This is a genomic window from Streptomyces flavalbus, assembly GCF_042674625.1.
Lineage (GTDB): Bacteria > Actinomycetota > Actinomycetes > Streptomycetales > Streptomycetaceae > Streptomyces > Streptomyces flavalbus.
Genome location: NZ_JBHTEB010000001.1, coordinates 3,268,949 through 3,283,896, shown reverse-complemented (window position 1 = coordinate 3,283,896; position 14,948 = coordinate 3,268,949). Strand labels below are relative to the sequence as shown.

The following is a 14,948-nucleotide window of genomic DNA, read 5'->3' as shown; positions in this document are numbered from 1 at the left end:
CGTAGGCTGGCGGAACCAATCACAACCACTTCTTATGCGGCGACCGGAGACAACGGTGCAGTTCCACGACTCGATGATCAGCCTCGTCGGCAACACCCCGCTGGTGCGGCTCAACCACGTCACCCAGGGCATCCGGGCGACCGTGCTGGCCAAGGTGGAGTACTTCAACCCGGGCGGGTCGGTGAAGGACCGCATCGCCCTGCGCATGATCGAGGCGGCCGAGCAGAGCGGCGAGCTGAAGCCGGGCGGCACGATCGTCGAGCCGACCAGCGGGAACACCGGCGTCGGGCTGGCCATCGTGGCCCAGCAGAAGGGGTACAAGTGCGTCTTCGTGTGCCCCGACAAGGTCTCCACGGACAAGATCAACGTGCTGCGCGCGTACGGCGCCGAAGTGGTCGTCTGCCCGACCGCCGTCGCCCCCGAGCACCCCGACTCCTACTACAACGTCTCCGACCGGCTGGTCCGCGAGACGCCCGGCGCCTGGAAGCCCGACCAGTACTCCAACCCGCACAACCCGCTCTCCCACTACCACTCCACCGGTCCCGAGCTGTGGGAGCAGACCGAGGGGAGGATCACCCACTTCGTGGCGGGCGTCGGCACCGGCGGCACCATCTCCGGCACCGGCCGCTACCTGAAGGAGGTCAGCGAGGGGCGCGTGCGGGTCGTCGGCGCCGACCCCGAGGGCTCCGTCTACTCCGGCGGCTCCGGGCGGCCGTACCTCGTCGAGGGCGTCGGTGAGGACTTCTGGCCCACCGCCTACGACCGCACCGTCGCGGACGAGATCGTCGCCGTCTCCGACAAGGACTCCTTCCAGATGACCCGCCGCCTCGCCAAGGAGGAGGGCCTCCTCGTCGGCGGCTCCTGCGGCATGGCCGTCGTCGCCGCGCTGGAGGTCGCCGAGCGGCTCGGCGAGGACGACGTGGTCGTCGTCCTCCTCCCGGACAGCGGGCGCGGCTACCTCAGCAAGATCTTCAACGACGAGTGGATGGCCGACTACGGCTTCCTGGAGGACGCCGGACCCAGCGCCCGCGTCGCGGACGTCCTCAACGACAAGGCGGGCGGCGCCATGCCCTCCCTCGTCCACATGCACCCCGAGGAGACCGTCGGCCAGGCCATCGAGGTGCTGCGCGAGTACGGCGTCTCCCAGATGCCCGTCGTCAAGCCGGGCGCCGGGCACCCCGACGTGATGGCCGCCGAGGTCGTCGGGTCGATCGTCGAACGCGAACTGCTCGACGCGCTGTTCACCAAGCGGGCCTCCCTCGACGACCCGCTGGAGAAGCACATGTCCGCCCCGCTGCCGCAGGTCGGCTCCGGTGAGCCGGTCGCGGACCTGATGTCGGTGCTCGGCACCGCCGACGCCGCGATCGTCCTCGTCGAGGGCAAGCCCACCGGCGTCATCAGCCGCCAGGACCTGCTGGCCTTCCTCGCGAAGACGGGTAAGTAGCGGCGAACGTGCGGTGAACGGGGCGCTCCGGCGGCGGACTTGCGGCGCCCGCGCCCCGTCTCGTCTTCGCGGAAGTGGTACGAGCGCGTCACGTCCGCGCAGCACCCGCTTAACACGCGTCCGGCAGATTGGTGGGTGTCGGCAGGGCGGGAGCGGCTCCCCGCCCCGGCCGACGCCGAACGGCGCCAAGGACCTCCGGAGCGGCTCCCGGACCTCCATGGACGCCTAGGACGCGAAGCCTGGCCTGACCCGGCCGCGTCCCTCGCGGGGACCGCCGTCGTCCCGCCCCCCGGCAACGGGGGTGCGGCGGTCCCCGCGCACACCCCCTTCGCGCCCTTTGCGGCTAAACCGCCGCCGCTTTCCAACTCCCCAGCATCGTCAGGCGTTCCGCCGTCTCCGTGTCCGGCTCGGGCACGTAGGTGACGATCGTCTGGTCCGGGGACGACGGGATCGTCAGGGTCTCGTAGGGGAGCGTCAGCAGGCCCGTGACCGGGTGGTGGAGGCGTTTGACTCCCGTGTCGCAGGGGCGGACCAGGTGGTCGTCCCACATGCGGCGGAACTCCGTACTGCGCGCCGAGACTTCGGTGACCAGGTCGGCCACCTCCGGGTCCCCGGGATGGTGGCCCGCCTTCAGGCGCAGGTGGGCGACCGTCTGCTCGGCGATCTCCGTCCAGTCCGGGTACAGCTCCCGCGCCCCGGGGTCGAGGAACGCGCGGCGCACCAGGTTGCGGTCGGCGGGCGCGGCGCCGGAGAAGCCGAGCAGGGCGTCCGCCAGCGGGTTCCAGGCGAGGGCGTTCATCCGGTGGTCCAGGACGTACGCCGGGACGCTCCCCATGCCGTCGAGGAGCCGCTGTACAGCGGGCCGTACCGGCGCGGGCTCCGGGGCCGGGTCGGCCGTACGGCGGGGCGGGCGGGCCACCGCGCGCAGGTACTCGTGCTCGGCCGCGTCCAGCCGCAGCACCCGCGCCACCGCGTCCAGCACGGCGTCGGAGACACCGTCCGGCGCGCGGCCCTGTTCGAGGCGGACGTAGTAGTCGACGCTGACCCCCGCGAGCTGGGCCACCTCCTCCCGGCGCAGCCCGGGGACGCGGCGGCGGCCGTACGAGGGCAGCCCCACCTCCTCCGGGCGGATGCGGGCGCGGCGCGAGCGCAGGAAGTCTCCGAGGTCCCCGTCCATGCCACCGAGCATAGGCGGGGCCGCCAGGCTGGTACTGGCAGACCCAGGAACAGCGCAGCCCTGGGTAGCGCGGCGCGCGGCGCCGAGGGTGGTGGACGTGACAGGGAGCGGCCGGGGAATCGCCCCGGCCCGTCACCACCGAGGGAGCACTTCATGTCGTACGAGAACCTGTCCGGCCGGATCGCCGTCGTGACCGGGGCCGCGAGCGGGATCGGTGAGGCCGTCGCCGTGGCGCTCGCCGGGAACGGGGCGCGGGTGGCGCTGCTCGCCCGGCGCGGCGAGCGGCTCGCGGCGATCGCCGGGAAGATCCGCGCCGACGGCGGCGAGGCCCTGCCGGTCGTCACCGACGTCACCGACGACGCGTCCGTGGCCGCCGCGGTGGCGGCGGTCCGCGCCGCGTACGGGGCCGCCGACCTGGTCGTCAACGCGGCGGGCGTGATGCTGCCGCACCCGGTGGCCGACCAGCGCGTGGACGAGTGGCAGCGGATGCTGGACACCAACGTCACCGGGCTGCTGCGGGTCACCGGCGCGTTCAGCGAGGACCTGGTGCGCGCCGCGGCGGACGGCCGGACCGCGGACATCGTCAACGTGTCGTCCATCGGCGCGCACATCGTCTTCCCCGACTACGCCGTCTACAGCGCCTCGAAGGCCGCCGTGACCCACCTCTCGCAGGTCCTGCGCACCGAGTACGGGCCGCGGGACGTGCGGGTCACCAACGTGGAGCCGGGGTTCGTCGAGAGCGAGCTGATCGACCGGATCGACGACGAGCGGCTGGCCGGGGAGGTCGGCGCCATGCGGGACGCCGTCGGCGCGCTGTCCGCCGAGGAACTCGCCGACGTCGTCGCGTACACGGTGAGCAGGCCGCGCCGGGTCAACCTGCGGCAGATCGTGGTCCTGCCGACCCGCCAGGTGTGAGACCCGCCCGGTGTGAGACCGGGGACGCGCGGGGGGACGACCCGGCGAGGTCAGTCCTCCCAGGCGTCGTCGTTCCGGCGGGCGGTGCGGTGGCGGCCGAACAGGCCCGGCGTCGTACGGGCCGCCTGTACGGCGTTGACGCCCACGATGCCCGCCCAGGCCACCAGCAGACCGGGCAGGCCCGCGACGCCGCCGCCGATGCCGGACAGCGGGATGGCCAGCACCAGCGAGACGATGCCGAAGCCGAACCGCTCGCCCCAACTGTCCGTCGACTTCGGTGACCGCGCGTCGCGGGCCACCACCATCTGCTGCTCGGCGAGCTGCCGCCGTACCCGGCGCTCCACCGCGGTGTCCATGCGCTGGTCGATCTTCTCCAGGAAGGACTCGACCAGCGCGGAGTCGTAGTCGTCGCCGAGGTCCCTGCGGGCCCGCAGGGTGGCGTCGAGTTCCTTCTTCAGCTCGGTGTCCCGCGCGTCTGTTCCGCTCATACCCCCACGGTAGGAACCGGCGCCGGGGGCCGCACTGGGGTTAGCCCCCGTGTTCGGCTGGGGTCACCTGCCGTAGCGGCGCTCCCGGGCGGCGTACGAGCGCAGCGCGCGCAGCAGGTCCACCTGGCGGAAGGCGGGCCACAGCACGTCCACGAAGTGCACCTCCGCGTACGCCGACTGCCAGAGCAGGAAGCCGGACAGCCGCTGCTCGCCGGAGGTGCGGATGATGAAGTCGGCGTCGTGGCGGGACGAGTACAGGTTGTCGGAGATGTGCTGGAGGTCGAAGACCTCGGCCAGTTCGCGCGGGTCGCCACCGGAGGCGATGTGCTTGTCGAAGGCGGCCCGGACCGCGTCGATGATCTCGCGCCGCCCGCCGTAGCCGACCGCCACGTCGACCTTGAGGCCGCCGCGGCCGGTGGTGCGGGACGCGGCGGACTTCAGGGCCCGCGCGGTGTCGTCGGGCAGCAGGTCGGCGGCGCCGATGATCTCCACCCGCCAGTCCTCGTCGGCGGCACAGACGCTCGCCACGGTCTCCTCGATGATGCCGAGCAGCGGTCCGAGCTGGTCCGGCGGCCGGTGCAGGTTGTCGTCGGAGAGCATCCACAGGGTGACGTGCTCGATGCCCGCCGCGTCGCACCAGCGCAGGAACTCACCGACCTTGGCGCCGCCGACCCGGTAGCCCTCCCGGACGTCGTCGTGCCCGGTGCCGCGCGCCCACCGGCGGTTGCCGTCCAGCATGATGGCGACGTGCCGGGGACGCGGCCTGCCCTCCAGCGCGCGGGTCAGGCGCCTGACGTACAGGGCCTCAAGTGCCGAGCGAAGCGCCGTCAGTGCCACTGCCAGCTCCCTTCCACCCCGTGCGACGGTGCGTCAGCGTCACGGTAACCTCCGCTGCCCGCCCCGGTGTTGGGGCGGTCACGGGCTCAAGCGGAGCTGCGGCGCTTCTCCAGCCGGACGCCAGGGGATGACGACGATCCGGGCGCGAGGAAGGGAACCCAGGGTGGACAGCGTCAAGGTCTCGATCATCTACTACAGCGCCACGGGGAACGTGCACGCCCTGGCGCGGGCCGCCGTGGAGGGCGCGGAGAAGGCGGGTGCCGAGGTACGGCTGCGCAAGGCCGCGGAGACGGCGCCGCAGGAGGCCGTCAACAGCCGCCCCGAGTGGGCCCAGCACCTGAAGGACACCGCCGACATCCCCCGGCCCAGCCTCGACGACCTGGAGTGGGCCGACGTGGTGCTGCTCGGCACGCCCACCCGCTTCGGCAACCCGGCCAGCCAGCTCCGGGCGTTCATGGAGACCACCGGGCCGCTGTGGTTCAGGGGCGAGCTCGCGGGCAAGGTGTACTCGGCGTTCACCGCCTCCAACACCGCCCACGGCGGCCAGGAGTCGACCATCCTGGCGCTGGCGAACACCTTCTACCACTGGGGCGGCATCATCGTGCCCCCCGGTTACACCGACCCCATCCAGTTCAAGTCGGGCAACCCCTACGGCACCTCGCACGTCGCGGGCGAGGGCGCGCCCGGCGACGTCGCCCTGGAGGCGGCCCGTCACCAGGCCCGCCGCGCGGTGGAGATCGCGGCGGCGCTGAAGGCGGGCCGCACGGCCTGACCCGGCCCCCGCGCGAGCACCCCCGGCGCGGAGTGTCCTCCTCCGCTTGCTCGGCTGCATGACTCCATGCAGAGTTCTGCTGGAGTGAATGGGGCGTGCGGGCGGAGAGGGGCTGCGGGCTGTGTCTCAGGTGGTGCGTGCGGTGGGCGGGGCCGGGGTGCCCGCGGCGCGGGTTCCGGGGGGCGTCGTCGTGCTCGACGGGGCCGGGCTCACCGCCGCCGACGTCGTACGGCTCGCCGACGGGACCGCGCGCCCGGTCCCCGCGCCGGACGGGATGCGCCGCGCCGAGGTCTCCTGGCACACCGCCCGGCGGCTCGCCGCCACCGGCCGGGTCTACGGCCGCTCCACCGGTGTCGGCGCCAACCGCTCCGTGCCCGTGCCCACCGAGGCCGCCGCAGGACACGGACTGCGGCTGCTGCGCAGCCACGCCGGGGCCATCGGGGAGGAACTGCCCGCCCGGCAGGTCCGCGCCATGCTCGCCATCCGCGCCAACCAGATCCTCGCGGGCGGCGCCGGACTGCGGCCCAGCGTCGTCACCGCCCTGTGCGAGGCGCTGGTGAACGGCGCCCACCCCGCCGTCAACGAGTACGGCTCCGTCGGCACCGGCGACATCGCCGCCCTCGCCCAGGCGGGCCTCGCCCTCGCCGGTGAACACCCCTGGCGCGGCACCGGCGCCCCGCCGCCCCAGCCCCTCGACAACAACGACGCCCTCGCCCTGATCAGCAGCAACGCCCTCACCCTCGGCCAGGCCGCGCTCGCCCTGCACGAACTGCGCGGCCTGCTCGCCGCCACCGAGGTCGTCGCCGCGCTGTCCCTGCTCGCCGTCGACGGCTCCCACGAGCCCTACGCCGCCCCCGTGCACACCGCCCGCCCGCACCGCGGCAGCACCGAGGCCGCCCGCCGGATGCGCGCCCTGATCGGCGCCCCCGACCGCCCGCAGCCGCCGCTCGGCCGCATCCAGGACCCCTACGGCTTCCGCTGCCTGCCCCAGATACACGGCCCCGCCCTCGACGCCGCCGACACCCTGGACGACGTCATCGCCGTCGAGATCAACGCCGCCGCCGAGAACCCCCTGATCTCCGCCGAGGACCAGGCCGCCTACCACCACGGCGGCTTCTACCAGGCACAACTCGCCCTCGCCCTGGACCACTTCCGGCTCGCCCTGATGCAGGTCGCCCGGCTGTCCACCGCCCGGCTCTCCACCCTCAACGAGCCCGCCTTCACCCGGCTGCGGCCCTTCCTCGCCGACCACGAGCCCGCCGCGTCCGGCGTGATGATCCTGGAGTACTCGGCCGCCGCCGCCCTCGGAGACCTGCGCGCCTGCTCCGCGCCCGCCTCCCTCGGCCACGCCGTGCTCTCCCGGGGCGTCGAGGAACAGGCCAGCTTCGCCTCCCTCGCCGCCCGCCAGACCCTGCGCGCCTGCGCCGCCTTCCGGCTCGTCGTCGGCTGCGAACTCGTCACCGCCGTACGGGCCGTGCGCCAGCGCGAGCTGCGGCCCGACCCGGAGCTGCCGGTAGGGCGGGCGCTGGCGCTCGCCGAGCAGGTCCTCGACGCGGACTGGGCCGACCGGCCGCTCACGGACGACGTGACGGCGGCGGCCCGGCTACTGGACCGGTTCACCGACATCCACGCGGACACCCACGACGGGCACCTTCCACGAGATACCCACAGGGGGAGCGGTACCTCATGACCGGCATCGACAACCGTGGTGACGGCGGTCCCGTGGACAGCCCGGCCGCGCGGCTCCAGACGCTCTTCGAAGGGCACCGGCTCACCCCCACCCAGCGGCGCATCGCCCACAGCATGGTGCGCCGGGCCGCCGACGTGCCCTTCCTGTCCAGCGTGGAGCTGGCCGAACTCGCCGGGGTCAGCCAGCCGTCCGTGACCCGCTTCGCCGTCGCCCTCGGCTTCGACGGCTACCCCGCGCTCCGCCGACACCTGCGCGAGGTCGCGCCCGCCGAGCAGACGGCACCGGCCGCGCCGTTCAACGAGTACCAGCAGGCCGTCGAGTCCGAGATCGAGAACCTGCGCCACCTCGCCGAACTCCTCGCCGACCCGCGCCCGGTGCGCCGCGCGGGCGCGCTGCTCGCCGCCTCCCGCCCGCTGCCGGTGCTCGGACTGCGCGCGGCGGCGGCCCAGGCGTACGGGTTCGCCTACTTCGCCGCAAAGGTCCACCCCGACGTCCGGCTGTTCAACGAGGGCGGCACGATGATCCACGACCGGATCGACGGCGCCGTCCGCGCGGGCGCCTCCGCGCTGCTCTGCTTCGCCCTGCCCCGGCACCCGCGCGAGGTCCTCGACACCCTCGGCTACGCCAAGGAGGCCGGGCTGACCGTGGTCACCGTCGCGGACTCGGCGTTCGCGCCGGTCGCCAAGGTCTCCGACCTGCTGCTGCCCGCCGCCGTCGGCACCGGCCTCGCCTTCGACACCGCCTGCGCCCCGATGCTGCTCGGCCGGGTCCTGCTGGAGGCGATGTGCGACGACCTGCCCGAGGCGCAGGCCCGCCTGGAGGAGTTCGACGCACGGGCGGCGGCGCGGGGGTTGTTCGTGGAGTAGCGGGTGGAGTAAATCGTGGGGTAGGCCGTGGGCTGGCGGGGCGTGCCGGGTGCGACGTCCGGGGCGCGCGTCTTTCTCAGACGGGTCTCACGTTCGCTCGTTAACCTGCCCGCCCGACAGGACTGCGCACATGACGGATGTACGGATGTGCCAAGGCGACGAGGAGGCGGAACGTGGCGCGCGGAGGTCAGGGACTGGCTCGGGTGGCGGTCGTCGTACGGGCCGGGGCGGCCCCGATGTGGTGGCTCGGCGTGGCCGCCGCCGGGATCGGCGTGGCGGTGCCGGGGATCACCGGGCGCCGGATCGGGGTGCTCGCCGGGGCGGCCCTCTTCATCCTGGTGATGGTCGCGGTCGCCCTGCCGCGCCGCAAGCGGTACGCCACCCTCGCCCGCGGCGCCGCCCGCGCGGGCCGCAACGACGTCCTCCAGGACCGGGCGGTCACCGCCCGCAACTGGCGCCGGGGGCACCGCTGGTGGCTGGCGCTCGCCTTCCTCGCCGCCCTCGGCAGCGCCCTCGCGGTGCCCGCGGCGGGCGGCATGGTGCTGGCGGGCGCCGGGGCCGGACTGTGGCTGAAGGCCGCCTGGCTCGGCCGCCGCGAGCGCGCCGTGGAGGAACTCCTCTGGGTCCGCGTCGACTGGCTCGACCGCCGCGGCGGCAACCCCGCGGGCAAGCCGGTCAGGGCCTACCGCAGCACCGGCATCGCGGCGGGCGACGCGACCCCGGGCGGCCGGAGGCGCAAGCCCGCGGCGGCGTTGGTCTGACGGAGACGCCGGGGGTGCGGTGAGGGCGTGCGGGGGCATCCCGGGGCGCGGCGGGGATGCGGTGGGGTGCCTTGGGGCTGGGGTGTCTTGGGGCGGGGTGCCTTGGTGACGCGGACGCCCGAAGGCTCCCTAGGGGCGCGGGGAACTGCGCGACCAGCCACGACGAACCCGCACCCGACAACCGCGCCCGCGCCCCGCCCCGCGCCCCGCTACCCCAACCCCGTGAGCGCGTCCCCGTGCGCCCCGCCCGCCTCCGCCACGATCTCCCGCACCGACTGCTCCTCCCGAACCACCGCGAACGCCACCCGCCCGCCGCCCGCGTCCGGCCCGAACCCGTAGATCCCCGGCCGCGCCAGCGAGTTGTACGCGTAGTGGTGCGCGAAGTAGTACGCCCCCGTGTCCAGCGCCGTCACATAGTCCCCCGGCTCCAGCAACGGCAGCGCACGCCCCTCCGCCAGCAGGTCCCCGGCGAAACAGGCGGGCCCCGCCACGTCCTGCACGACGTCCGGCCCCGCCTTCGGCCGCCCCTTGTCGTCGTACGCGCCGATCCGCAGCGGCCACGCCCCCGGCACGTACACCGTCCGCGTGGCGACCTGCACGCCCGCGTGCGTGACGGCGACCGGCCGCCCGCCCGCGCTCTTGGTGTACTCGACCCGCGCCACCACCGTGCCGTGCTTCGCCAGCAGCGACCGCCCGAACTCGGTCACCAGCCCGTACCGCCCGTCGAACAGCCCCGGCACCGTCTCCCGCAGCAGCCGCGCGTAGTCGGCGTACGTCGGTGCCGTCGCCTCCGAGGAGAAGTTCACCGGCAGCCCGCCGCCGATGTCGATGGTGTCGATCTGCGGCCGACCGAGCCGCTGGTTGATCTCCTCGGCGAGTTCGTACGTCCGCGCCACCCCCTGCGCCATCAGCGGCAGCGCGATGCCCTGCGACCCGGTGTGCGCGTGCAGCCGCCGCAGCCAGGGCCGCTCCTGGTACGCCCGTACGACCCACTCCCGCGCGCCCTCGTCCCGCAGCGCCACCCCGAACTTCGAGGTCGCCGTCGCCGTCGAAAGCGCCTCGATGGAACCGCCCCCGACCTGCGGGTTCACCCGCAGCCCGATCGGGGAGCGGCTCGGCGCGGACCCGCATCAGGGCGTCGATACGGTCCAGCTCCTGCGGGTTGTCCGCGTTGACCGCGATGCCCAGCGCCAGCGCCTCCCGCAGCTCGGCCGGGGTCTTCGCGGGCGAGTCCAGCACCGTCCGCTCCGGCGGCAGCCCCGCCGCGCGGGCCAGCGCCAGCTCCCCGGGGCTCGCCACCTCCGCGCCCAGGCCCGTGTCGCGCAGCAGCCGCAGCACCGGCACCAGCGGGGTCGCCTTCACCGCGAAGGCGTGCAGCACCGGCGTGCCCGGCGCGGTGACCTCGTCGAACGCCGCCCGCAGCGCCGCCGCCGAGGCGCGGATGCCGGTGACGTCGAGCAGTCCCACGATCGGATTGCCCGGCCCGACCAGCCCCTGTTCCACGGCGGCCCGCACCGCCTCGTCGCGCCGGGCCGCCCGCTCGGCTGCTTCCACGTCCGTGCCTGTTTCGTGCGTCATGCGTTCAGCCAAACATCCACGGTGAACCGGGCGCCGCACCACCCCTCGTATTGACTAGCTCTATTCATGCGACCAGGATGTGAATGGAATCCGCAACAAGCATCCCGGGAGGCAGTTCATGTCAGGACCCCGACCCGTCCGAGCCCCGCGCGGTACGGAACCGAGCGCCCTGGGATGGCAGCAGGAGGCCGCCCTGCGGATGCTCCAGAACAACCTGGACCCGGAGGTCGCCGAGCACCCCGACAAGCTCGTCGTCTACGGCGGCACCGGCAAGGCCGCCCGCGACTGGCGCTCCTTCGACGCGATGGTGCGCACCCTGCGGACCCTCAAGCAGGACGAGACCATGCTCGTCCAGTCCGGCCGCCCCGTCGGCGTCATGCAGACCCACGAGTGGGCCCCGCGCGTCCTCATCGCCAACTCCAACCTCGTCGGCGACTGGGCCAACTGGGAGGAGTTCCGCCGCCTGGAGGCCCTCGGCCTGACCATGTACGGGCAGATGACCGCCGGTTCCTGGATCTACATCGGCACCCAGGGCATCCTCCAGGGCACCTACGAGACGTTCGCCGCCGTCGCCGCCAAGAAGTTCGGCGGCACCCTCGCCGGGACGATCACCCTCACCGCCGGACTCGGCGGCATGGGCGGCGCCCAGCCGCTCGCCGTCACCATGAACGACGGCGTCGCGATCTGCGTCGACTGCGACCCCCGCGCCATCGAGCGCCGCATCGAGCACCGCTACCTCGACGTGAAGGCCGACTCCCTCGACGAGGCCCTGCGGCTGGCGGTGGAGGCCCGCGACGCCCGGCGCCCGCTCTCCATCGGCGTCCTCGGCAACGCCGCCGAACTGGTGCCCCAGCTCCTCGCCATGGACGCCCCCATCGACATCGTCACCGACCAGACCTCCGCCCACGACCCGCTGTCCTACCTGCCGCTCGGCACCGCCTTCGAGGACATGGCCGACGCCGCGACCAAGGACCCCGCCGGGTTCACCGTGCGCGCCCGGGAGTCCATGGCGCGGCACGTCGAGGCGATGGTCGGCTTCCAGGACGCCGGTGCCGAGGTCTTCGACTACGGCAACTCCCTCCGCGGTGAGGCCCAACTCGCCGGGTACGACCGCGCCTTCGCCTTCCCCGGCTTCGTCCCCGCCTACATCCGGCCCCTGTTCTGCGAGGGCAAGGGCCCCTTCCGGTGGGCCGCGCTCTCCGGCGACCCGGCCGACATCCACAAGACCGACCGGGCCGTCCTCGACCTCTTCCCGGAGAACGAGTCCCTGGCCCGCTGGATCAAGATGGCGGGCGAACGCGTCCACTTCCAGGGCCTGCCCGCGCGCATCTGCTGGCTCGGCTACGGGGAGCGGGACCGGGCCGGTGAACGCTTCAACGACATGGTCGCCTCCGGTGAGCTGGCCGCGCCGATCGTCATCGGCCGCGACCACCTCGACTGCGGCTCCGTCGCCTCCCCCTACCGGGAGACCGAGGCCATGCTCGACGGCTCCGACGCGATCGCCGACTGGCCGCTGCTGAACGCCATGGTCAACGTGGCGTCGGGGGCGTCGTGGGTGTCCATCCACCACGGCGGCGGTGTGGGGATGGGGCGGTCCATCCACGCCGGGCAGGTGACCGTGGCCGACGGGACGGCGCTGGCGGGCGAGAAGATCCGGCGCGTGCTGACCAACGACCCCGGAATGGGCGTCATCCGGCATGTCGACGCCGGGTACGACATCGCGGAGTCGGTGGCGGGGGAGCGGGGCGTGCGGGTGCCGATGCGGGAAGGCGACTCGGCGTGAGGGGGAGCGGCGACTCTCCGGTGGGGGCCGTTTCGCCGCCGGGCGCGGGTTCGGCTCCCTCCTTCCACCGCATGTGGCAGGAGCTGCTGCCGATCGGCCTGCACCCCGGCTCCGGTGGTTACCGGCGCTACGCCTGGACCGGCGCCGACGGCGAATGCCGGGCCTGGTTCCGGGAGCAGGCCGAGGCACGGGGGCTGGTCCACGAGGTGGACCGGAACGGCAACCAGTGGGCCTGGGCCGGGGACCCGGCCGCCGGGGGCGCCGTCGTCACCGGGTCGCACCTGGACTCCGTGCCGGACGGTGGGGCCTTCGACGGGCCGCTCGGCGTCGTGTCCGCGTTCGCCGCGCTGGACGAACTGCGCCGCAGGGGAGCGCGGTTCGGCAGGCCCTTCGGCATCGTCAACTTCGGGGACGAGGAAGGCGCCCGCTTCGGCCTCGCCTGCGTCGGCTCCCGCCTCGCCGCCGGACAGCTCACCGTCGAGCAGGCGCACCGGCTCACCGACGGCGACGGCGTGACCCTGCCGCGCGCCATGGAGGCCGCCGGGTACGACCCCGACGCCATCGGACCCGACCCGGAACGGCTGGCCCGCATCGGCGCGTTCGTCGAACTCCACGTCGAGCAGGGCCGCGCGCTGGACCTGTCCGGCGACCAGGTCGGCCTGGCCAGCGCCATCTGGCCGCACGGTCGGTGGCGGTTCGACTTCCGGGGCGAGGCCAACCACGCCGGGACGACCCGCCTCCAGGACCGCCGCGACCCGATGCCGCCGTACGCTGAGACCGTGCTCGCCGCGCGGCGCGAGGCGCGGCTCGCCGGTGCCGTCGCCACCTTCGGCAAGATCGCCGTCGAGCCGAACGGCGTCAACGCCATCCCCTCCCTGGTGCGCGGCTGGCTCGACTCCCGCGCCGCCGACCAGACCACCCTGGACACCGTGGTCACCGGCGTCGAGGAGGCCGCCCGCGACCACGCCGCGGCACACGGCGTCGACCTGGACGTGGTCCGCGAGTCCTTCACCCCCGTCGTCGAGTTCGACCACGCCCTGCGCGAGGAACTGGCCCGCATCCTCGGCCGGGACACCGACCTCAAGGTCCCCGTCCTCGGCACGGGCGCCGGACACGACGCCGGAATCCTCTCCGGCACCGTCCCGACCGCCATGCTGTTCGTACGCAACCCCACCGGCGTCTCCCACTCCCCGGCCGAGCACGCGACCGAGGACGACTGCGTCGCCGGGGTACTCGCCCTCGCCGACGCACTGGAAGGACTGCTCCGCACGTGACCACAGGGACGGCCCACGCGGCCAAGGGCACCTACTGGCTGGAGCACGCCTGGCTCGGCACCCACGTGGAGCCCGGGGTGGTGGTGGAGGTCGACGCCGGTCGCGTCACCGCCGTGCGCCGGGAGCGGCCCGCCCCGCCTCCCGGCGCCGAGGTCCTGCGCGGCCTCACCCTCCCCGGGCTCGCCAACGCCCACTCCCACGCCTTCCACCGCGCCCTGCGCGGCACCGTCCAGGTCGGCTCCGGCACCTTCTGGACCTGGCGCGAGGTCATGTACGCCACCGCCGACCGGCTCACCCCCGACAGCTACCGCGCGCTGGCCCGCGCGGTGTACGCCGAGATGGCCCTCGCCGGGATCACCGCCGTAGGCGAGTTCCACTACCTCCACCACGCCCCCGGCGGCACCCCCTACGCCGATCCCAACGCCATGGGCGAGGCACTCGTCGAGGCCGCCGCCGACGCCGGGATCCGGATCACCCTCCTCGACACCTGTTACCTGTCCTCCGGCTTCGGGCAGCCGCCCAGCACCCACCAGCTCCGCTTCTCCGACGGCACCGCCGACGCCTGGGCGCAACGCTGTTCAGTTCTCAAGGAACGGGATCACGCACGGATCGGGGCGGCGATCCACTCCGTGCGGGCCGTGCCCGCCGAGCAGCTCGCCACCGTCGCCCGCTGGGCGGAGGAACGCGGGGCCCCGCTGCACGTGCACCTGTCCGAGCAGACCGCCGAGAACGACGCCTGCCAGGCCGCCCACGGCCGCACCCCGGCCCAGCTCCTCGCCGACCACGGCGTCCTCGGACCGCGCACCACCGGCGTCCACAACACGCACCTCACCAGCGAGGACATCGCCCTGATCGGCGGCAGCGGCACCGGCACCTGCATGTGCCCGACGACCGAACGGGACCTCGCGGACGGCATCGGACCGGCCGCCGCCCTCCAGCGGGCGGGCTCACCGCTCTCCCTCGGCTCCGACAGCCACGCCGTCATCGACCTGCTCGAAGAGGCCCGCGCCATGGAGCTGAACGAGCGCCTGCGCACCCGCACCCGGGGTCACTGGACCGCGGCGGCCCTGCTGCGCGCCGCCTCCGCCGACGGCCACGCCGCCCTCGGCTGGCCGGACGCCGGGACCATCGAACCGGGCGCCCGGGCCGACCTGACGACCATCGCCCTCGACTCGGTCAGGACAGCGGGGCCAGCGCCACGGCTCGGCGCCGAGACCGCCGTATTCGCCGCGGCGGCAGCGGACGTACGGCACACGGTCGTGGGCGGGCGGCACGTCGTACGCGACGGGGTCCACACCCTCGTACCCGATGTGCCGCAGGCCCTCGCGCGGGCCGTCGAGGCCCTGCACCCCTGACGACGACC

General features: G+C 74.1%; 12 protein-coding genes and 1 pseudogene. 9 read left to right on the top strand and 4 right to left on the bottom strand.

Annotation, left to right across the window (positions count from 1 at the left end; genetic code table 11):
* The first annotated feature begins 55 nt into the window (after positions 1–55).
* Positions 56–1,444, top strand: coding sequence for a cystathionine beta-synthase (locus ACFQZ6_RS14580; RefSeq protein ID WP_381608493.1), 1,389 nt, complete (start codon positions 56–58; stop codon positions 1,442–1,444).
* Between the two features lie 343 nt (positions 1,445–1,787).
* Here ACFQZ6_RS14580 and ACFQZ6_RS14575 read toward each other — a convergent pair whose 3' ends face one another.
* Positions 1,788–2,621 (bottom strand): helix-turn-helix transcriptional regulator, encoded by an 834-nt coding sequence (locus tag ACFQZ6_RS14575; protein WP_381608490.1) that lies wholly within the window; start codon positions 2,619–2,621, stop codon positions 1,788–1,790.
* A 153-nt stretch (positions 2,622–2,774) separates the two neighbouring features.
* Here ACFQZ6_RS14575 and ACFQZ6_RS14570 point away from each other — a divergent pair, with 153 nt between their 5' ends.
* On the top strand, positions 2,775–3,536 hold the full coding sequence (locus ACFQZ6_RS14570) for an SDR family oxidoreductase (protein ID WP_381608487.1): 762 nt from the start codon (positions 2,775–2,777) through the stop codon (positions 3,534–3,536).
* A gap of 50 nt (positions 3,537–3,586) precedes the next feature.
* On the opposite strand, the gene ACFQZ6_RS14565 is transcribed toward ACFQZ6_RS14570, so the two are convergent.
* Both ACFQZ6_RS14565 and ACFQZ6_RS14560 read right to left on the bottom strand, forming a co-directional pair.
* Positions 3,587–4,024 carry a hypothetical protein gene (locus ACFQZ6_RS14565; RefSeq protein ID WP_381608484.1) on the bottom strand — a complete coding sequence of 146 codons (438 nt, stop codon included), beginning with the start codon at positions 4,022–4,024 and terminating at the stop codon, positions 3,587–3,589.
* 63 nt (positions 4,025–4,087) lie between these two features.
* A complete protein-coding gene (locus ACFQZ6_RS14560; RefSeq protein WP_381608481.1) occupies positions 4,088–4,861 on the bottom strand; it encodes an isoprenyl transferase in 774 nt (257 codons plus the stop codon).
* 163 nt (positions 4,862–5,024) lie between these two features.
* Between ACFQZ6_RS14560 and wrbA the strand changes: the two genes are divergently transcribed.
* The 4 genes from wrbA to ACFQZ6_RS14540 all read left to right on the top strand — a co-directional run bounded on the left by wrbA (position 5,025) and on the right by ACFQZ6_RS14540 (position 8,950).
* Positions 5,025–5,633, top strand: a complete 609-nt coding sequence (gene wrbA / locus ACFQZ6_RS14555; RefSeq protein ID WP_381608478.1) for an NAD(P)H:quinone oxidoreductase — start codon at positions 5,025–5,027, stop codon at positions 5,631–5,633.
* 88 nt (positions 5,634–5,721) lie between these two features.
* A complete protein-coding gene (locus ACFQZ6_RS14550) occupies positions 5,722–7,323 on the top strand; it encodes an aromatic amino acid ammonia-lyase (RefSeq protein WP_381608476.1) in 1,602 nt (533 codons plus the stop codon).
* The gene (locus ACFQZ6_RS14545) at positions 7,320–8,189 is read left to right on the top strand and encodes a MurR/RpiR family transcriptional regulator (RefSeq protein ID WP_381608474.1); all 870 of its coding nucleotides are present in this window, start codon (positions 7,320–7,322) and stop codon (positions 8,187–8,189) included. Before ACFQZ6_RS14550 ends, ACFQZ6_RS14545 begins: the two co-directional genes overlap by 4 nt.
* Before the next feature lie 173 nt (positions 8,190–8,362).
* Entirely contained in the window at positions 8,363–8,950 is a 588-nt protein-coding gene (locus ACFQZ6_RS14540; protein WP_381608472.1) for a hypothetical protein, read from the top strand.
* 209 nt (positions 8,951–9,159) lie between these two features.
* Here ACFQZ6_RS14540 and ACFQZ6_RS14535 read toward each other — a convergent pair.
* Positions 9,160–10,528, bottom strand: a pseudogene (locus ACFQZ6_RS14535) (diaminopimelate decarboxylase).
* Between the two features lie 118 nt (positions 10,529–10,646).
* Here ACFQZ6_RS14535 and hutU point away from each other — a divergent pair.
* From hutU to ACFQZ6_RS14520, 3 genes are all read left to right on the top strand, one after another.
* Entirely contained in the window at positions 10,647–12,311 is a 1,665-nt protein-coding gene (hutU, locus tag ACFQZ6_RS14530) for a urocanate hydratase (RefSeq protein WP_381608471.1), read from the top strand.
* A gap of 71 nt (positions 12,312–12,382) precedes the next feature.
* Positions 12,383–13,585, top strand: coding sequence for an allantoate amidohydrolase (locus ACFQZ6_RS14525; protein ID WP_381608468.1), 1,203 nt, complete (start codon positions 12,383–12,385; stop codon positions 13,583–13,585).
* On the top strand, positions 13,582–14,940 hold the full coding sequence (locus ACFQZ6_RS14520) for a formimidoylglutamate deiminase (protein WP_381608465.1): 1,359 nt from the start codon (positions 13,582–13,584) through the stop codon (positions 14,938–14,940). Before ACFQZ6_RS14525 ends, ACFQZ6_RS14520 begins: the two co-directional genes overlap by 4 nt.
* Positions 14,941–14,948: the final 8 nt, after the last annotated feature.